We start from the raw sequence: 17,961 nt of genomic DNA on the forward strand, positions 1-17,961 counted from the left end.
GAGCCCAAGGAGGAAAGGATGCTCAAGAACCTGATTGGCGGCCGTTGGCGGGAGGTGGACCGCCCCACCCTCCCCGTCCTCAACCCGGCCACGGAGGAGGTCCTGGAGGAGGTCCCCCTCTCGGGCCCCGAGGAGGTGGACCAGGCGGTGCAAGCCGCGGAAAAGGCTTTCGCCACCTGGAGCCAGACCCCGCTTCTGGAACGCCTCCGCCTCCTTTTCCGCTTCAAAGGGCTTTTGGAGGAGCACGCCGAGGACCTGGCCCGCCTCGTGACCCTCCACCACGGCAAGACCCTGGAGGAGGCCCGGGGGGAGGTGCGCCGGGGGATCGAGGTGGTGGACTTCGCCCTCTCCGCCGCCACCCTCCTCCAGGGAAGGACCCTGCGGGAGGTCACCCCCGGGGTGGACCAGAACCTCTTCCACTACCCCCTGGGCGTGGTGGCGGGCATCCCCCCCTTCAACTTCCCCGTCATGATCCCCTTGTGGATGCTCCCCATCGCCGTGGTGGCGGGGAACACCTTCGTCCTCAAGCCCTCCGAACGCACCCCCTTGGGGGCGGTGCGCCTGGCCGAGCTCTTCCTGGAGGCCGGCTTCCCCGAAGGGGTCCTCAACCTGGTCCACGGGGGCCGGGAGGCCGCCGAGGCCCTGGCGGCCCATCCCGGGGTGCGGGCGGTCCAGTTCGTGGGCTCCGAGGCGGTGGCCCGCCGGGTCTACGCCCTGGCCGCCGCCCACGGCAAGCGGGTCTCCGCCGCCGGGGGGGCCAAGAACCACCTGGTGGTCCTGCCCGACGCGGATCTGGACCTGGCCGTCCCCGCCATCCTCAACTCCGCCTTCGGCAACGCCGGGGAGCGGTGCCTGGCGGGGAGCGTGGCCGTGGGGGTGGGCGGGGTCGGGCCGGAGCTTTTGGAGCGGGTGGTGGAGGCCGCCCAGAGGCTCAAGGTGGGCCCAGGCTGGGAGGAAGGGGTGCAGGTGGGCCCCCTGATCCGGGAGGAGCACCGCCAGCGGGTGGTGGGCTACATCCAAAGGGGCCTGGAGGAAGGGGCCAGCCTGGCCCTGGACGGCCGGGGGGTGGAGGGGCGGGGCTTCTTCCTCGGGCCCACCGTCCTCGCCGGGGTCTCCCCCCGGATGGCCGTGGGGCGGGAGGAGATCTTCGGCCCCGTCCTCTCCGTGGCCTTCGCGGCCAGCCTGGAGGAGGCCATCGCCCAGGCCAACGCCGTAGCCTACGGCAACATGGCCTGCGTCTTCACCCAAAGCGGCCGGGCGGCCCGGGCGTTCCGGGAAAGGGTCCAGGCGGGCATGGTGGGGGTGAACGTGGGCGTGGCCCAGCCCTTCGCCTTCTACCCCTTCTCCGGCTGGAAGGCCTCCTTCTTCGGCGACCTCCACCCCCACGGGCCCGACGCCTTCCTCTTCTACACCCAAAGAAAGGTGGTGGTGGAACGGTGGTGAGGAAGGCCCTCCTGGCGGCGGAAGCGGTGGAGGAAGGGGAGGTGGTGGAGCTCCTCAAGGCCCTGGTGCGCCTGCCCAGCCACTACCCGGGCCCGGGGGAGGAAGGGGTGGTGGCCTTCCTCGAGGCCTACCTCCAGGAACGGGGGCTAAAGCCCTTCCGCCAAGAGGCGGCCCCGGGAAGGCCCAACCTGGTGGCGGACCTGGGGGAGGGGGAGGGGGGCCTCATCCTGGAGGGGCACACCGACGTGGTGACCCCAGGGGAGGAGGCCCTTTGGACCTACCCCCCCTACGGGGCCGTGGTGGAGGGGGGCGGCTTTATGGCCGGGGGGCCTGCGACATGAAGGGGGGGCTGGCCGCCCTGGTGGGGGCCCTCTTGGCAGTGAAGCGGGTCCTGGGGAAGCCCAAGCGCCCCCTGCGCCTGGCGGCCCTGGCGGACGAGGAGGGGATGATGCGGGGGGTGAAGGCCTTCCTCGAGGCCGGCCTGGCCCGAGGCTTCCGGGGGGCCTTGGTGGCCGAGCCCGAGGCCATGGAGGTCTGCCTCTGGCAGAAGGGGGCCCTGCGCCTCCGCCTCCTCTTCCCAGGGCGGATGGCCCACGGGGCCATGCCCTACGCGGGGGATAACCCCATCCCCAAGGCGGCCCGCTTCGTCGTATCCCTAAAGGAGCTGGAGGGGAAACTCCAGGCCGCCTTCCCCCACCCCCACCTGGGACCGCCCTACCTCACCCCCACCCGGTTCCTGGCCAGCGCCGGGGAGGGGCAGCTGAACGTCATTCCCCCTATGGCCGAGGTGGCCCTGGACGTGCGCACCGTACCCGGGATGGACCACGGGGAGCTTTTGGCCCGGATCGGGGAGCTGGCGGGGGTAGGGGTGGAGGTCCTCGAGGACCGCCCCCCCGTGGAAACCCCCAGGGAGGACCCCCTGGTCCAGGCCGCCGAGGAGGCCCTCAGGCTCCTTGGCCTCCCCGTCCGCCTGGGCGGGGTGCCCGGGGCCACGGACGGCACCTTCCTGAGGGCCTGGGCCGGGCTTCCCGTGGTGGTCATGGGCCCCGGGGAGAAGACCCTCCCCCACCAGGTGGACGAGTGGGTGGACCTGGAGGAGGTGGTCCTGGCGGCCCGGGTCTACGCCGCCTTGGCGGTGCTCTACCTGGACTGACCCCTGCCCGTGGTAAGGTAAGGGCCAAGGAGGTTCCCATGCGCACGCGGCTCCTTTGGCCCTTGCTGGTGCTATTTGGCCTGGCCCTGGCCCAGACCCGAGGGGGCGAGCTCCGGGTGGCCATCCTGGCCGAGCCCCCGGTCCTGGACCCCACGGCCTCCACCAGCCAGGAAATCCCCCGGATGCTTTACGATAACGTCCTCCAGGGCCTGGTGAAGTTCAACGAGAAGGGGGAGATCGTCCCTGCCCTGGCGGAGCGCTGGCAGGGAAGCCCCTCCAGCCTCACCTGGACCTTCTACCTGAGGCGGGGGGTGCGCTTCCACAACGGCAGCCCCTTCACCGCCGAGGACGTGGTCTTCAAGTTCAACCGGGCCCGGGACCCCCGGTCCGGCCACACCCACCCCGAGTACTACCGGGACATCCAGGCGGTGGAGGCCAAGGACCCCTACACGGTGGTCTTCCGCCTGCGCCAGCCCAACCAGGACTTCCTCTTCAACCTGGCCCGGCCCGACTCGGTCATCGGCCCCAAGGGGCGGGTGGAGGAGCAGAGGACCCAGCCCATCGGCACCGGGCCCTTCCGCTTCGTGGCCTGGGAGCGGGGGGTAGGGGTGCGGCTGGAGCGGTTTGAGGGCTACTACGAGCCGGGCCTCCCCTACCTGGACCGGGTCTTCTTCCGCTTCCTCCCCGATCCCAACGCCCAGATCGCCGCCCTCAGGGCCGGGGACATCCAGGTGATCGGCCTGGGGGTGAGCCCGGAAAACGCCCTGGTGTTGGGCCGGGACCCCAACTTCAAGGTGGTCACGGGCTTCACCACCACGGAGATCACCGTGGGCATGAACAACGCCCGTCCCCCCTTCAACGACCCCAGGGTGCGCCGGGCCATCCAGCACGCCGTGGACAAGAAGGCCCTGGTGGAGGGGGTGATGCTGGGCTACGGCACCCCCATCGGCAGCCACCGCTCCCCCGGGGAGAGCTGCTACGAGGACCTCTCGGGCCTCTACCCCCACGACCCCGCCCGGGCCCGGGCCCTCCTGCAGGAGGCAGGGTACGGGCCCGCCAACCCCTTGCGCTTCACCTTCACCCTGGCCGCCCCCTATCCCTACGAGCGGCGCCTGGGGGAGGCCATCGCCGCCCAGCTTTCCCAGATCGGGGTCCAGGCGCGGCTGGAGGTGGTGGAGTGGGCCACCTGGCTCTCCCGGATCTTCCGCGGGGCGGACTACCAGATGACCATCATTGGCCACTCCGAGCCCCACGACATCGGGGTCTACGCCAACCCCAACTACTACTTCCGCTACGACTCCCCCCGCTTCCGGGAGCTCTACGCCCAGTACCTGAGGACCCCCGACCCCAAGCGGGCCTGCGAGCTCATGAAGGAGATGCAGCGCCTCCTGGCCCAGGACGCGGTGAACCTTTGGGTGATGAATAGCCCCTACCTGGCGGCCATGCGCAAGGAGGTCATGGGCTGGTGGGGCAACCAGCCCACCCCGAGCCTCAACGTGACCCGGGTGTACCTGAGCCGGTAGATGCGGGGCTTCCTCCTCCGGCGGGTCCTCCTGGCCCTCCTCACCCTCTGGCTTGCCGCCAGCCTGGTCTTCGCCTTCCTCCTCCTCCTCCCCGGGGACCCGGTGCAGGCCATCCTGGGCCTCGAGGCCTCGGAGGAGGCCCGGCTGGCCCTGGAACGGGCCCTAGGCCTGGACAAGCCCCCTTTGGAGCGCTACCTGGGCTGGCTCCTGGGCCTTGGGCGGCTGGACCTGGGGGAGTCCATCCGCTACGCCAAGCCCGTGGCCGAGCTCCTTGGGGAGAGGCTTCCCCTCACCCTGGCCCTGGTCCTCCTGGGCCTAGGGGGGGCCCTCCTCCTGGCCCTACCCCTGGCCCTGCTGGCGGTGCGCCTTCCCCCCTTGGACCTCACCCTAAGCGGCCTTATGGGCCTCTTGCAGTCCGTGCCCACCTTTTTCCTGGGGGTGGTCCTCCTTTACGCCCTGGCGGTCCACCTCCCCCTCCTTCCCGCCAGCGGCTTCCCCGGCTGGGAACGCCCTGGGGAAGCCCTCCGCCACCTCCTCCTCCCCGCCCTGACCCTGGCCCTTTCCCGGGCGGCCATCCTCTTCCGCATGGCCCGGGCCAGCCTCCTGGAGGTCCTGGGCCAGGACTACGTCCGCACCGCCCGGGCCAAGGGGGTGCCCGAGGCCCGGGTCCTCCTGAAGCACGCCCTCAGGCCCGCAAGCCTCCCCCTGGTCACCCTATTGGGCCTGGAAGGGGGCTTCCTCCTCACGGGGGCGGTGGTGGTGGAGGCGGTCTTCGCCCTGCCCGGGATGGGGAGCCTGGCCCTCACGGCCCTCGAGGCCCGCGACTACCCCCTCCTCCAGGGCCTGGTCCTGGCCATGGCCGCCCTCATCGTCCTCCTCAACCTAGTGGTGGACCTCCTCTACGGCCTCCTGGACCCGCGGGTGGAGTATGCGTAGCCCAAGCCTCCTCCTGGGAAGCCTCCTGGTGGGGTTCTTCCTCCTCCTGGCCCTGGCCTCCTCCCTCTACCCCGTGGACCCCAACGCCCCGGACTTCCTCCGCCGCCTCGCCCCCCCTTCCCCCGAACACCCCCTGGGGACGGACCACCTGGGCCGCGACCTCCTGGCCCGGGTCCTCCACGGGGCCAAAAACGCCCTCTGGGTGGGCGGGGTGGCCGTGGCCCTGGGCTTTGGCCTGGGGGTGGCCCTGGGGCTTCTGGCGGGCTACCTGGGCCGGGGATGGGACGGGGTCCTAAGCCTCCTCATGGAGGCCCTCTACGCCCTGCCGGGCCTCCTTCTCGCCCTCCTCCTGGCCGCCCTCCTAGGCCCAGGGGGCCTGAGCAGCACCCTGGCCATAGGGGTTTCCATGGTGCCCGCCTTCTTCCGCGTGGCCCGGGCCGGGGCCTTGGGCCTAAAGGGCGCCCCCTTCGTGGAAGCCGCCTTAGCCCTGGGGGCGGGGCCGGGACGGATCCTCCTCCGCCACCTCCTGCCCAACCTGCTGGGGCCCCTCCTGGTCCAGGCCAGCCTGGCCTTCGCCGCCGCCCTCTTGGCCGAGGCGGCGCTCTCCTACCTGGGCCTTGGGGTCCAACCCCCAGCCCCCAGCCTGGGCCGGATGCTCCGGGAGGCGCAAGGCTTCCTCCCCCTTTCCCCCTACCCTGCCCTGGTGCCGGGGCTGGCCCTCTCCCTGGGGGTGCTGGGCTTTAACCTCCTGGGAGATGGCCTTAGGGACCGGCTGGACCCCAGGCGCTAGGGACTTGCATACCTTTGCGGGGTCGTAGTAGTTTTTCCCCATAAGGAAAGGAGGCCAGCATGTGCGCCCCTTTGGTGATGGAACAGGTGGCCCGTAGCCTTTCCCGTAGGGCCTTCCTGGGGGCTGGGCTTGGGCTTTTGGCCGGGCAGGCCCTGGCCCAAGCCCCCGTGCCGGGCAAGGCCTTCCGCCAGGCGGTGGACCTGACCCACGAGCTTTCCCCCGAGATCCCCCTCTTCCCCGGGGCGGAACCCATGCGCATCACCACCCTGGTCACCGTGCGCAAGGACGGCTACTACGGCAACCGCCTGGACCTCTGGGAGCACTCGGGCACCCACATGGACGCCCCCGCCCACTTCGTGGAGGGTGGGCTGACCGCGGAGAAACTCCCCCTAGGAAGCCTCATCGCCCCCCTAGCGGTGGTGGACATCCGGGAAAAGGCGGCCCGCAACCCCGACGCCCAGGTCACCGTGGACGACCTCCTGGCCTACGAAAGGCGCCATGGCCGCTTGCCCCGGGGGGCCTTCGTGGCCATGCACTCGGGCTGGGAGGCGCGCTGGCGCGACCCCAAGGCCTTCTTGAACCAAGACGCGGGGGGCACCCTGCACTTCCCTGGCTTCTCCCCCGAGGCGGCGGAGTTCCTGGTGCGGGAGCGGGAGATCGTGGGGGTGGGGGTGGACACCCTCTCCCTGGACTTCGGCCCCTCCAAGGACTTCAAGGCCCACCTCGTCTTCCTGGGGGCGGGGAAGTACGGCCTGGAGAACCTGGCGGGCCTGGCCCAGGTACCGCCCTCGGGGGCCCTCCTCTTCGTGGGCGCCCCCAAGCACCGGGGGGCCTCGGGTGGGCCGGTGCGGGCGGTGGCGGTATGGTGATCTCCTGGCTGCGGGTGCCCGAGGAGGCCGAGCTTTCCGAGGAGGTGCGGGAGCTTTTTGCCCGCCTTCGCGAGAAGACGGGGTTTGTGCCCAACGTGGCCCGGGCCTTCGCCTTGAGCCCCCGCTTTCTCCTCTGGTTCCGGTACTACGACCACCTCATGCGAGGGGAGGGCCTCCTGACCCGGGAGGAAAAGGAGGCCATGGCCATCGCCATAAGCGGGGAGAACCGCTGCGAGTACTGCGTGGCCAGCCACAAGCGCTACCTCAAAGACCTCACCGGAGACCCCATCCTCCCCGAGGTCCTGGCCGCCAACCCCCGCCGGGCGGACCTTCCCCCTAGAACCCGGGCCCTGGTGGACTTTGCCCTAAAGGTAACCCACCGCCACCACGAGATGACCGAGGGGGACCTAAGGCCCCTGAGGGAGGTGGGGCTTTCCGATGAGGCCATTCTCGAGGCCGCCGAGGTAGCGGCCATGTTCAACTTCACCAACCGCCTCCTCAACGCCTTGGGCTTCAAGCCCAATCCTGAGTACTACGCTTAGTCCACCTCCTCTTCTTTACAAAGAAAGGGTTGCCAGCCATGCCCAAGAACGGCTAAAGTATTAGTCGGAGGTGCATGATTATGCAAAAAGCCTTAGTGGCCCTAGCCCTCCTTTTGGCCACCGTCCAGGCCCAGACCTGGAACATGGCCACCCCCTACCCCCCGGCCAACTTCCACACCCAGAACATCCTGCAGTTCGCCAAGGAGGTGGAGGAGGCCACGGGGGGCCGGGTGAGGATCACCGTCCACCCGGGGGGCTCCCTCTTCCCCCACCCCCAGATCCTACCGGCGGTGCGCAATGGCCAGGTGCAGCTGGGGGAGGTCCTCATGTCCCTCCTGGCCAACGAGAACCCCCTCTTCAACCTGGACTCCATCCCCTTCGTGGCCACCAGCTACGAGGAGGCGAGAAGGCTCTACCAGGCCCAGCGGCCTGAGGTGGAGAGGTGGCTTGCCCAGCGGGGGGTGGTCTTCCTCTATGCCGTACCCTGGCCGCCCCAGGGGCTTTACACCAAGCGCCCGGTGGCCTCGGCCCAGGACCTCAAGGGGATCCGCTTCCGCGCCTACAACCCCGCCACCGCCCGCCTGGCCGAGCTCCTGGGCATGAGCCCCGTCCAGGTGGAAGCCGCCGACATCCCCCAGGCCTTCGCCACCGGGATCGTGGAGGCCATGATCACCTCCCCCGTGACCGGGGTGGACAGCCAGGCCTGGGACTTCTCCCGCTACTTCTACGACCTCAAGGCCTGGATCCCCAAGAACATGGTGGTCATGGGCCGCCGGGCCTTTGAGGGCCTCTCCCCCCAGGACCGGGAGGCCCTCCTGCAGGCGGCCCGCCGGGCCGAGGAACGGGGCTGGCGCCTAAGCCAGGAGCAGGAAGAGCGGGCCCTCCAGACCCTGGCCAGCCGGGGCATGCAGGTGGTAAAGCCCTCCCCCGCCCTCATGGCGGATCTGAAGAAAGCCGGCCAGACCATGATCCTGGACTGGCAGAGGCAGGTGGGGGCCACGGGGGTCCAGATCTACCGGCGCTACCTGGGCCGATGAGCCTCTGGGAAAGGACCCTGGCAGGCCTCTTCCGCCTGGCGGAGGCCTTGGCCCTCCTCATGGGCCTCTTCATCCTCCTGGTCATCCTGGCCCAGGTCCTGGGACGGTACCTGGGCTTCGTGGTGCCCTCAGCCTTGGAGGTGGCGGGCTTCGCTACCGCCGGGCTCATCTTCCTGGGCCTTGCCCCCACCCTGCGGGCAGGGGGGCACATCCGGGTGGGCCTCCTCCTGGGGCGCCTCCCTCCGGGGGCTAGGCGGGTGGCCGAGGCGGTGGCCCTGGGGCTTGGCCTCCTCGGAAGCCTTTACGCCACCTGGCAGAGCTGGCTTAGGGTGGTGGAGAGCTACCACTTTGGCGACCTGGCCCCGGGGCTTCTGCCCCTGCCCCTATGGCTTCCCCAAAGCTTCCTGGCCCTGGGGCTTTCCTTTTTCACCCTGGCCCTCCTCGAGGCCGGGTGGAAAGCCCTGAAGGGAGGCAAGGGATGAACCCTTTGGAAGCCGGGGCCATCCTGGTCCTCCTCCTTTTCCTCCTTCTGGGCCTTGGGGTCCACGTGGGGCTTTCCCTCCTCTGGGTGGGGCTTGCGGGCCTGGCCCTTTTCACCTCTGCTCCCCCAGGGCCCAACCTGGCCACGGCCCTCTGGACGGCCACCTCGGGCTGGAGCCTGGCCGCCCTCCCCCTCTTCGTCTGGATGGGGGAGGTCCTCTACCGCTCCCGCCTGGCCCAGGGGCTTTTCCAGGGCCTAAGCCCCCTCCTCGCCCGCCTCCCCGGGGGGCTCCTCCACGTGAACGTGGTGGCCAGCGCCCTTTTTGCCGCCGTCATCGGCTCCTCCGCCGCCACCACCGCCACCGTGGGCCGCTTCACCCTGCCCGAACTCCTCAGGCGGGGCTACCCCAGGCCCCTGGCCCTGGGCTCCCTGGCGGGGGCGGGAACCTTGGGCTTCCTCATCCCCCCCAGCGTGATCATGATCGTCTACGGGGTGATGGCCGAGGTCTCCGTGGCCCGGCTCTTCATGGCGGGGGTGGTGCCGGGGGTGGTCCTGACCCTCCTCTTCATGCTCCTCCTGGTCCTCCTGGCCTTCCGCCACCGCCGGGCCCTGCCCCAGGAGCCCCCCACCGGCCTGGGACAGGCCCTACGGAGCCTGCTGGGGGTCTTCCCCATCCTCTTCCTCATCCTCCTGGTCCTGGGCTCCATCTACCTGGGGGTGGCGACCCCCACGGAGGCCGCGGCCATCGGGGTGGCAGGGGCGCTCCTGCTTGCCGCCCTGAACGGGGAGCTTTCCGGGAGGTTGTTCTGGGAAAGCCTCCAGGGGGCGGTGCGCACCACCAGCATGATTGGCCTCATCCTGGCGGGGGCTGGGGTCCTCACCCTGGCCATGGGCTTCACCGGCATCCCCCGGGCCCTGGCCGCCTGGGCGGTGGAGGCGGGCATCACCCCTACCCTCCTCATCCTCTTCCTCAGCCTGGTCTACATCGTGCTGGGCTGGTTTCTGGACGGGATTTCCATCGTGGTCCTCACCATCAGCGTCATCCTGCCGGTGGTAAAGGCCATCGGCGTGGACCCCTTGTGGTTTGGCATTTACCTGGTCATTATGGTGGAGTTGGCCCAGATCACGCCCCCCGTGGGCTTCAACCTCTTCGTCATCCAGTCCCTCACGGGGGAAGACCTTTTCCGCATCGCCCGCTACGCCCTGCCCTTCATGGGGGTGCTCCTTTTCATGGTGGTCCTCCTGGTCCTTTTCCCCGGCATGGCCACCTGGCTCCCCCGAACCATGACGGGGGGATGAGACGAGGCTCATCCCTAGAAGGCTTTTATACCTGACGGCAAGGCGGAACTGGGCATCCTTTTAGGCGAAGGGGAAACTTGGCTTACCCTATGAGGGAGGAGATGATACGCATAGACCTCAACGCCGACGCGGGGGAGTCCTACGGGGCCTTTGCCTATGGCCACGACCGGGAGCTTTTTCCCCTGGTGACCTCGGTCAACCTGGCCTGCGGCTTCCACGGGGGAAGCCCCGGGCGCATGCGGGAAGCGGTGGCCCTGGCCAAGGCCCACGGGGTGGCCGTGGGGGCCCATCCTGGTTTCCCCGACCTGGTGGGGTTTGGCCGGCGGGAGATGGCCCTAAGCCCCGAGGAGGTCTACGCCGATGTCCTCTACCAGATAGGGGCCCTCTACGCCTTCTTGAGGGCTGAAGGCCTAGGCCTCCACCACGTGAAGCCCCACGGGGCCCTTTACCTCAAGGCCTGCCGGGACCGGGAGACCGCCCGGGCCATCGCGGAGGCGGTGCGGGCCTTCGATCCGGAACTCCCCCTGGTGGTCCTCCCCGGAACCGTCTACGAGGAGGAGGCCAGGAAGGCGGGGCTTAGGGTGATGCGGGAGGCCTTTCCCGAACGGGCCTACCTGCGAAACGGCCAGCTTGCCCCCCGCTCCCTGCCCGGAAGCTGGATCACCGACCCCGAGGAGGCCGCCCGGCGGGCGCTAAGGATGGTCCTCGAGGGCAAGGTGGAAGCCCTGGACGGGGGCGAGGTGGCGGTGCAGGCGGAAACCCTCTGCATCCACGGGGATAACCCCAAGGCCCCTGAGGTGGCCCAGGCGGTACGCCAGGCCCTGGAAGGGGCGGGCGTGGCGGTGAAGGCCTTCTAAGCCCCCTCCCCCCTGCCCTGCACCAGCCAGGCCGAGGAGGCCATGAGCAGGGAGAAGAGGAGCACCGTGAGGGCGAAGGCGGGGGCGTGGCCATAGGGGCGGTCTAGGAACGCGTAGACCAGACCCCCCAAGGCGCTTCCCAGGGCCTGCCCCAGGGTCCGGGCCACGGAAAGGGCCCCTGAGGCCAGGCCCTCCAAGCCCTTGGGGGCCAGGGAGAGCACCTGGGCGTTGTTGGCCGCCTGGAAGAGGGCCCGCCCCGTGCCCAGGAGCACAAGCCCCAGGCCTGCTCCCCACAAGGGGTGGAGGAGGGGCAAAAGGGCAAAGGCCACCCCCGCCCCCACCAAGAGGTAGGCCCCCCGCAAGGCCACCGGGGCGTAGCCCCGCCGGTCAGCGGCCCGCCCCGCCCAGGGCCCTAGGAGGAGAAGCTGCAAGGGACCAAGGAGGAGCAAGCCCCCTATGGCCGCCGGGGAAACCCCCTCCTCGGAGAGGAAAAAGGCCAGGACCACGGTGGTCCCTAGGGTGTGGAGGAAGTAGAGAGCCGTGGCCAAAAGGGCCGCCATAAAGCCTGGGGCCCGCAAAAGCGCCCTAAGATCCGCCCGCTGGGGGGGCAGGCCGGGCAGGTGGCGGGCCAGGGCCAAGGCCAGAAGGGCAAAGGGCAGGGGGAGAAGGAAGACGTAGCGGGCCTCGAGGGAAGCCGCCATGCCCCCCAAGGCCGGCCCCAGCAGCGTGCCCGCGGCCACGGTGCCCGCCACCATGCCCATGGCGTAGCCCCGGGCCTGGGGGAAGCTGCTGGTGGCCAGTCCCGGCACCAAGCCCACCACCATGGCCGTGGCCACCCCCTGGAGGAAGCGCAGAGCATAGACCTGGCCCAAAGAAGAGGCCGAAAAGAGGAGAAGGGCAAGGAGGGAGTGAAGGAGGAGGCCCAGGCGGAAGAGCCGCGCCGCCCCCACCCTTCCCCCAAACCAGGCCAAGGGCAAGTAGGCCAAGGCCGCCCCCAAAAGCCCCGCCGAGGCCACCCCCTGGGCCGCCTCAGGCCCCACCCCGAACGCCCGGGCCAGGAAGGGGAGCACCGGGGCCAGGCTGCTTTCGCTGACCGTTCCCAAGAGGACGCCGGAAAGAAGGGCCAGCAGCCTAGCCTTCACACCCGGCACCTTACCCCTCGGCCCCAAGGCGCAGGTTCCCCCCTCACCCCCCTGCCCGCCAAAGGTCCGGACGCCTGCGCCCCCCCACCTCCACCCCCGGCCAGAGGGGATCCTCGGTGAGGTTCTCCAATCCCCCCTCGGTCAGGAGGAAGGTGTCCTCCACCTTGGCCCCCGGGAGGCTCGGGTTCCAGGCCAAGGCCATCCCGGGTTGCAGGCGCAAGGGGTGCCCGGGCGTGGCCACGGCCTCGCGGGGACGGTACCCCCCCACCCCCCCTTGGTGGTGCTCCTCCCAGGCCCCCGGAAAACCCACCGCCCCGTAGGCCGCCTGAAGGCTCGCCAAGACCGCCCCCAAGGAGGTTCCCGGGCGGGAATGGTCCAAGGCCACCCCCTCCACCCGCAAGACCTTGCGGTAACGGGCCTCCACCTCCCTATCCCCAAGGTGGGCCATCCGCGTCAGGTTGGCCACCAAACCCCGCCGCTCGGCGCAGACCACGGCCATGAAGGCCCGCCCCAAGGGGTAGTCCTTGGGCAGGGGGTGGCGGTGGCGGAAGACCCGCTCCTCCCCGGCCACCAGAAGGAGCAGGGGACGTATCCCCAAGGCCCATAGGGCCTCGGATAGGGCCCCGGCCAACTCCCTCTCCCGCCAGCCGGGCCTTGCCGCCCGCACCACCTCCCCCACCGCATGAGCGGCCTCCCTCCCCAGACGGCGGAAGGTGGCTTGGGCTTCCTGGGAGAGGCGCAGGCGCAAGGGGGTGAGGTCGTGTTCCAGGTCGTTGGGGCTTCCCGGTGGAGGGAAGGCGTACCACGGATGGACCCGCACGGGCAGGCCCGGCACCTCCTCCTCCAGCATGCGGGGGTGCTCGATGCGGGTGGTGTGGAGGACGATCTCCTCCCCCACCTCCAGGTAGGCCACGCCCTCCCCCAAGCCCAGGGTGTTGCTCCCCCCCGTGAGCCAGGCGAAGTTTTCCGGTTGGGAGACGAAAAAGCGGGAAAAACCCCGCTCCCTCATGAAGGCTTGCAGCCGTCCCCAGTGCTCCTGGTCCATGGCGCGCTTCCCCTCCCCCAGGCTATTCCGCCAGGGGCAGGGCCGCCAACTCCCGAAGCTGCGCCGCCGCGGCCTGGGCCACCCTGGGCTCCACCCCCAGTTCCCGGAGGAGTTCGGCCGCCGCCAGCATCTCCTCGTGCCGCCTTAGGGCGTGGCGCAGGCTCCCCTCCACCAGGCGGTCCACCAGCCCCTCGTCCGCTTCCTTGAAGCTTTGGGCGATGTTGGCCCGGATCTCCCCCTCCAGTCCCAGCCGCCTGGCCGCCTCCAGGGCCTCCACCACCGCCGCGGCCATGCCCTTGAAGAAGACGCTCCTCAGGAGCTTCCGGGTGGCGGCCTCTCCCGGGCCTTCCCCCACCACCTCCACCCGGGCCCCTAAGGGGACCAGGGCCCGGGCGTAGGCCTCAGCACCGGGGCCGGAAACCAGGGAAGGGGTCTTGAGCCCCCGGCCCGGTACGGGGCTCATCAGGGCCACGTCGGCGAAAAGGGCCCCCGTGGAGGCCACCGCCGCGGCCAGGGTCCGCTTGAGCCCGGGGGAGGCGGTGTTCAGGTCGGCGAAAACCTGGCCCGGCCGCAGCACCGGGGCCACCCGCTGGACCACCTCCAGGGCCACCCGGGCCCAGTTCACGGAAAGGACCAGGTCCACGCCCTCCGCGGCCTCCGCCTCGCTGCCCGTCCGCCAGATCCCCAGGACGCCCTTCTCGGGCAAGGGGTCGTAGCCCACCACCTCCGCCCCAGCCTGGAGAAGGTCCTTAGCGATCTCCGACCCCGCCTCCCCCAGGCCCAGCACCCCTACCCGCAACCTCCTAGCCATCCCCCGCCTCCCGAGCCCGCTCCACCTGGGCCAGGGCCTCCTTTAGCCCCTCCCGCAGGCCGTAAAGGTCCAGGGAGAGCTCCCCCCGGGCAAACCGCTCCCGCAAGGCAGCCTCGCGGCCAGCCCGTTCCCTAGCCCTCTGCAAAACCTCCCGGGCCCGCTCCCGCCGCACCACCACCACCCCGTCCCCGTCCAGGACCAGGTAGTCCCCCAGCCGCACCTCCACCCCCCCTACCCGCACGGGCACCCCCAGGCCCAAAACCCTCTCCCGCCTGGCCCCCCGGGGGCTCACCCAGCGGGCCCAAACAGGGAGGCCCAGGGAAACGAGCTCGTCCCGGTCCCGCACCGCCCCATCCACCAGGAGGGCCGCCGCCCCCTGGGCCTTGGCCTGGGTGGCCAGCAGCTCCCCCACCAGGGCCACCGGTTCCGGCTCGGGCATGCCTAGGACCAGGACCTCCCCCGGCCTCAAGGCTGCCATGGCCGCATGGGCCCCCAGGTTGTCTCCTTGGGCGCAGAGGACCGGCAGGGCCGGCCCCGCCGCCTTGGCCCCCTCGGGAATCCGCAGGAAACCCGCCTGTACCAGGCCCTCCCTTCCCGAGGCCTCGTACAGGGTGGCGCTCCCCAAGGCCGCCAGCTCCCGCACCTCCTCCGGGCTCAGCATCCTCCCCTCCTAAAGGCTGCGGACCACCTGGGGCAAGACCCTCTGGAAGGCCTCGGCCCGCGCAATCTCCTTCTGGCCGGAGATCCGCCGGGCGTGGTTGGCCCGGTGCTCGGCCCGTTCGGCGTAGTAGCGCTGCAGGTACCGCTGCGAAGCGAAGGCCTCCATGGCGGCTACCTTCTTCTCCCACACCGGGGTGATGTCCAGGAAAAGGTTGGGCACAAACCCGCAAAGCTCCGGCTGGTGGGGCTCAAAGAGGAGAAACTCGGGAGGGTTTATGGTCCTGAAGGCGCTGGCCACCCCCGCGCCCGAGGCCAGCTGCCGGGCCAGCTCCGTGGCCTCGTAGGCCACGGGGTGGTCGGGGTTGAAGGGATCCTGGGGGGTGTGGGTGATGAGAACCTGGGGGGCGAAGTCCACCAGGATGCCCACCAGCCGCTCCAAGGCCTCCTCCCCCACCCGCAAGGGGTAGTCCCCCAGGTCCAAGGGGAGGAAGTCCGCCCCCAGGATGGCCGCCGCCTGGCTAGCCTCCTGGTGGCGGATGGCCTTCACCCTTTCCAAGGTCTGTCCGGGCTCCTTCCAGAGCTCCCCCGACTCCCCCCGCTCCCCGTAGCTCAGGGCCACCACCAGGGCCTTTCCCCCCTGGGCCACGGTCAGGGCGATGGCTCCCCCCGCCCGCCAGACAAAGTCCGCGGCATGGGCGCTAACCACCAGGAGCCGCTTCATCCCCCACCTCCTCGCGCCAAAAGGCTGGGCACCTCCACGGCCATATGCCGCACCTCTGCCTCGGAAAAACCCGCCCCCAGGAGCCGGTCGGCGAAGAGGGCCAAGCCCTCTTCCACCGGGGGGTTTTTGGGCTGGCCCAGGTCCGTGGAGAGGAAGCTCCGCTCCACCCCTGCCCCCCGTATGGCGGCAAACAGCCTTTCCCAAGGGACTTTCCCCGTCCATGAGGGAGCCAGGCAGCGCTCCAAGTAGGCCCCTTGCCCCGCCAGGTACCTCTGCTCCTCTATGGAAAGGTTCTGGGTGGGATAGTCGGGATGGGTGACCACCACCTGCCGGACGCCTTCCTCGAGGGCAGCCTCCACCACCTTTAAAACCTCCTCCCGGGAAAGGTGGCCCGTGGCCAGGACCAGGCCGTGGCGGGCCACCACCCGGAGCACGGCCCGCGCCTCGGGCCGTACCCGGCCCGTCCCGTCCAGGACGGCGATGGGCGGCGGGAGGAGCCCCTGCCCGGCAAACTCCCCCTGCAGCCTGGCCCATTGGGGCCGCTTCTCCGCAGGAAGCCCCTCCACCTCCCCGGCCTCGTTGGCCGCGTCCACGGTGGGCATCCAGACAAAGCGAGCCCCAGCCCGGGCCGCCACCTCCACGGCCAAAGGGTTCAGGCCCCCCACGGCGTGGTTCAGCACCACCGCCCCCAGAACCTCCACCCCGGGTACCGCCTTGCGCACCACCTGGGCCCGCTCCGCCGTGGGGGCGTAGTGGGATTTGAGGAGGAAACCCCTAAGCCCCAGTTCCCGAAAGCGCCAGGCCAGGGTGAGGTCATCGGTCTTGCGGGGAAGGATGTCGGGCTCCACGTGGACGTGGAGATCGTAAGCCCCCTGCACCAGGGCCAGGGCCCGCTCGCTTGGCCTCACGCCCCACCCCCCTTGGCCTGGCGCAAGGCGGCGATGACCCCCTGGAGGTGGGCCTTCATGGCCCTTTCCGCCGCCTCCTCATCGTGGGCGGCCACCGCCTCCAGGATAAGGCGGTGCTCCTCCAAGGAGCGCTGCGAGCGCCCCGGCACCAAAACCGTGCGGAACTGGTGCCGCACCCCTTGGGCCCGCAGGGCCTCGATGAGCCTCCTGGCCGCTCCATGGCCGGAGATCTCCACCAGGGTGCGGTGGAAAAGGCTATTGAGCTCGGACATGCCCAAAAGGTCCCCCTCCCGGAAACGGGCCTCCATCTGGGCGTGGATCTGGCGCAACCGGGCGATCGCCTCCGGCGTGGCCTTGCGGGCCGCGTGGCGCACCGCCAGGCATTCCAGGGCCATGCGGGCCTCGAGGATCTCCACCGCCTCCTCCTCGGTAATGACCCGCACCCAGGCCCCCCGGTAGGGCTCGCTCTCCACCAGACCGTCCTGTTCCAGCTTGGCCAAGGCGGTGCGGATGGCCGCCCGCCCCAGGCCGAAACGCTCGGAAAGCTCCTTCTCCACCAGGCGCTGCCCGGGAAGGAGCTCCCCCTGCAGGATGGCCTCCCGCAACCGTTGGTAGGCCTGCTGCACCTCGGTGGCCTTCTCTAGAGCCGGCATCACGCCTCCTCCACCGGGGGAACCCCGTAGGTGTGGAAGCTCTCCACGGTTTTAAGCCCCCAAGCCTGGCCCTTCTTCCGCTCCTCCTCGTCCCAAACGATGGGCTTCCAGTCGGGGGCCAAAAGAAGCCGGGCTCCCGGGCAAGCCACCTCAAAACGGCACCCCCCCGGCTCGTAGACGTAGAGGAAAAAGGTCTGCTGGATGGCGTGCTTGTGGGGGCCGGTCTCGATGAAGACCCCGTGCTCCAAGCAGACGTCCGCCGCCCGCAAAACCTCCTCTCGGCTGTCCACGGCGTAGGTGAAATGGTGCAGCCGCCCCTTGGCCCCTAGGTGGTCCTTGGTGATGGCCACGTCGTAGGTTTTGTTGGTGCAGGTGAGCCAGGCCCCTTGCTCGCTGCCGTCGCGGAAGAGGATCTGCTCCGTCACCTTCATGCCCAGGAAATGTTCCATGAAAGCCCGCACCGCCCCCACATCGGAGGCCAAGAGGTTCACGTGGTCCAGCCGCCTCAGGTTGGCCCCCCTTCCGGGAAAGCGGGAGGCCTGGTTCTTCAAGGCGGGCCGGGTGGCCTCCGTGGGGGTGTACCAGCGGGTTTCGTAGTAGAGCTCCATCGGGTGCCCATCCGGGGTGCGGAAGCGGTAGGCGGGGCCGTGCCCCAGGTCGCCTTCCGTCCACCCTTCCCCCAGACCCAAGGCCTCCAGGGCCCGGACCCGCCGCAGAAGCCCCTCGGGGCTCTTGGCGCGGAAGGCCAGGTGGCCGAGGCCGGGCCTTTTGTCCGCGGTGAGCTTCAGGGTGTGGAACTCGTAATCGTCCCAGCCCCGCAGGTAGTAGGAGTCCCCTTCGTGCCCGCTCACCTCCATCCCCATGACCTGGGTAAAAAAGCGCAGGCTTTCCTCCAGCTTCGGGGTGAGGAGTTCCAGGTGGGCCAGGTGGGCCAGGTCCCCGTAGGGCCAACGCCCCCAGGCATCTTGGGTAAAAGCGTGCGCTTCCATAGCCTTCCCCCTCACCCTACGCCAACGTCAACGAAATTGTCAACAATCTTGTTCGCCCATGGACCGCGGCGGGTTCGGCATAACGGAACCACCCGGTAGCCC

The 17,961-nt window shown here is 70.0% G+C and carries 18 protein-coding genes and 1 pseudogene; 11 read left to right on the forward strand and 8 right to left on the reverse strand.

Annotation, left to right across the window (positions count from 1 at the left end; all coding sequences use genetic code 11):
* The first annotated feature begins 18 nt into the window (after positions 1-18).
* The 11 genes and pseudogenes from TCCBUS3UF1_RS06290 (at position 19) to TCCBUS3UF1_RS06340 (ending at position 10,930) form a co-directional block, all read left to right on the forward strand.
* The gene (locus tag TCCBUS3UF1_RS06290; RefSeq protein WP_041433987.1) at positions 19-1,443 is read left to right on the forward strand and encodes a CoA-acylating methylmalonate-semialdehyde dehydrogenase; all 1,425 of its coding nucleotides are present in this window, start codon (positions 19-21) and stop codon (positions 1,441-1,443) included.
* Positions 1,440-2,596: pseudogene (locus TCCBUS3UF1_RS06295) on the forward strand (M20 family metallopeptidase). The gene TCCBUS3UF1_RS06290 and the pseudogene TCCBUS3UF1_RS06295 overlap by 4 nt, the downstream one beginning before the upstream one ends.
* Positions 2,597-2,634: 38 nt before the next feature.
* Positions 2,635-4,119, forward strand: coding sequence for an ABC transporter substrate-binding protein (locus tag TCCBUS3UF1_RS06300; protein WP_014515678.1), 1,485 nt, complete (start codon positions 2,635-2,637; stop codon positions 4,117-4,119).
* Positions 4,120-5,055 (forward strand): ABC transporter permease, encoded by a 936-nt coding sequence (locus TCCBUS3UF1_RS06305; RefSeq protein ID WP_014515679.1) that lies wholly within the window; start codon positions 4,120-4,122, stop codon positions 5,053-5,055.
* Complete coding sequence (locus TCCBUS3UF1_RS06310; protein WP_014515680.1) at positions 5,048-5,845, forward strand: ABC transporter permease; 798 nt, start codon at positions 5,048-5,050, stop codon at positions 5,843-5,845. The genes TCCBUS3UF1_RS06305 and TCCBUS3UF1_RS06310 overlap by 8 nt, the downstream gene beginning before the upstream one ends.
* Before the next feature lie 59 nt (positions 5,846-5,904).
* Complete coding sequence (locus TCCBUS3UF1_RS06315) at positions 5,905-6,714, forward strand: cyclase family protein (RefSeq protein ID WP_014515681.1); 810 nt, start codon at positions 5,905-5,907, stop codon at positions 6,712-6,714.
* Positions 6,708-7,256: a peroxidase-related enzyme gene (locus TCCBUS3UF1_RS06320; protein ID WP_041433801.1), complete on the forward strand. Its 549-nt coding sequence runs from the start codon at positions 6,708-6,710 to the stop codon at positions 7,254-7,256. Before TCCBUS3UF1_RS06315 ends, TCCBUS3UF1_RS06320 begins: the two co-directional genes overlap by 7 nt.
* 80 nt (positions 7,257-7,336) lie before the next feature.
* On the forward strand, positions 7,337-8,293 hold the full coding sequence (locus TCCBUS3UF1_RS06325; protein ID WP_014515683.1) for a TRAP transporter substrate-binding protein: 957 nt from the start codon (positions 7,337-7,339) through the stop codon (positions 8,291-8,293).
* A complete protein-coding gene (locus tag TCCBUS3UF1_RS06330) occupies positions 8,290-8,775 on the forward strand; it encodes a TRAP transporter small permease (protein ID WP_014515684.1) in 486 nt (161 codons plus the stop codon). The genes TCCBUS3UF1_RS06325 and TCCBUS3UF1_RS06330 overlap by 4 nt, the downstream gene beginning before the upstream one ends.
* Positions 8,772-10,073, forward strand: coding sequence for a TRAP transporter large permease (locus tag TCCBUS3UF1_RS06335; RefSeq protein ID WP_014515685.1), 1,302 nt, complete (start codon positions 8,772-8,774; stop codon positions 10,071-10,073). The genes TCCBUS3UF1_RS06330 and TCCBUS3UF1_RS06335 overlap by 4 nt, the downstream gene beginning before the upstream one ends.
* Positions 10,074-10,177: 104 nt before the next feature.
* Complete coding sequence (locus TCCBUS3UF1_RS06340) at positions 10,178-10,930, forward strand: LamB/YcsF family protein (RefSeq protein ID WP_041433988.1); 753 nt, start codon at positions 10,178-10,180, stop codon at positions 10,928-10,930.
* Here TCCBUS3UF1_RS06340 and TCCBUS3UF1_RS06345 read toward each other — a convergent pair.
* The 8 genes from TCCBUS3UF1_RS06345 to TCCBUS3UF1_RS06380 are packed head-to-tail and all read right to left on the reverse strand — an operon-like array spanning position 10,927 to position 17,859.
* A complete protein-coding gene (locus tag TCCBUS3UF1_RS06345) occupies positions 10,927-12,072 on the reverse strand; it encodes an MFS transporter (RefSeq protein ID WP_014515687.1) in 1,146 nt (381 codons plus the stop codon). The genes TCCBUS3UF1_RS06340 and TCCBUS3UF1_RS06345 overlap by 4 nt on opposite strands.
* A 43-nt stretch (positions 12,073-12,115) precedes the next feature.
* On the reverse strand, positions 12,116-13,117 hold the full coding sequence (locus tag TCCBUS3UF1_RS06350) for a Xaa-Pro peptidase family protein (RefSeq protein ID WP_014515688.1): 1,002 nt from the start codon (positions 13,115-13,117) through the stop codon (positions 12,116-12,118).
* A gap of 22 nt (positions 13,118-13,139) precedes the next feature.
* Complete coding sequence (locus tag TCCBUS3UF1_RS06355) at positions 13,140-13,928, reverse strand: DUF1932 domain-containing protein (protein ID WP_014515689.1); 789 nt, start codon at positions 13,926-13,928, stop codon at positions 13,140-13,142.
* The gene (locus TCCBUS3UF1_RS06360; protein WP_014515690.1) at positions 13,921-14,589 is read right to left on the reverse strand and encodes a 4-carboxy-4-hydroxy-2-oxoadipate aldolase/oxaloacetate decarboxylase; all 669 of its coding nucleotides are present in this window, start codon (positions 14,587-14,589) and stop codon (positions 13,921-13,923) included. The genes TCCBUS3UF1_RS06355 and TCCBUS3UF1_RS06360 overlap by 8 nt, the downstream gene beginning before the upstream one ends.
* Positions 14,590-14,598: 9 nt before the next feature.
* Complete coding sequence (locus TCCBUS3UF1_RS06365; protein ID WP_014515691.1) at positions 14,599-15,309, reverse strand: PIG-L deacetylase family protein; 711 nt, start codon at positions 15,307-15,309, stop codon at positions 14,599-14,601.
* A complete protein-coding gene (locus TCCBUS3UF1_RS06370; RefSeq protein WP_014515692.1) occupies positions 15,306-16,217 on the reverse strand; it encodes a DUF6282 family protein in 912 nt (303 codons plus the stop codon). The genes TCCBUS3UF1_RS06365 and TCCBUS3UF1_RS06370 overlap by 4 nt, the downstream gene beginning before the upstream one ends.
* Positions 16,214-16,870, reverse strand: coding sequence for a GntR family transcriptional regulator (locus tag TCCBUS3UF1_RS06375; protein ID WP_014515693.1), 657 nt, complete (start codon positions 16,868-16,870; stop codon positions 16,214-16,216). The genes TCCBUS3UF1_RS06370 and TCCBUS3UF1_RS06375 overlap by 4 nt, the downstream gene beginning before the upstream one ends.
* Positions 16,870-17,859 carry a catechol 2,3-dioxygenase gene (locus tag TCCBUS3UF1_RS06380; protein ID WP_014515694.1) on the reverse strand — a complete coding sequence of 330 codons (990 nt, stop codon included), beginning with the start codon at positions 17,857-17,859 and terminating at the stop codon, positions 16,870-16,872. Before TCCBUS3UF1_RS06380 ends, TCCBUS3UF1_RS06375 begins: the two co-directional genes overlap by 1 nt.
* Positions 17,860-17,961 lie beyond the last annotated feature (102 nt).

The sequence above is a fragment of the Thermus sp. CCB_US3_UF1 genome, assembly GCF_000236585.1.
GTDB lineage: Bacteria > Deinococcota > Deinococci > Deinococcales > Thermaceae > Thermus.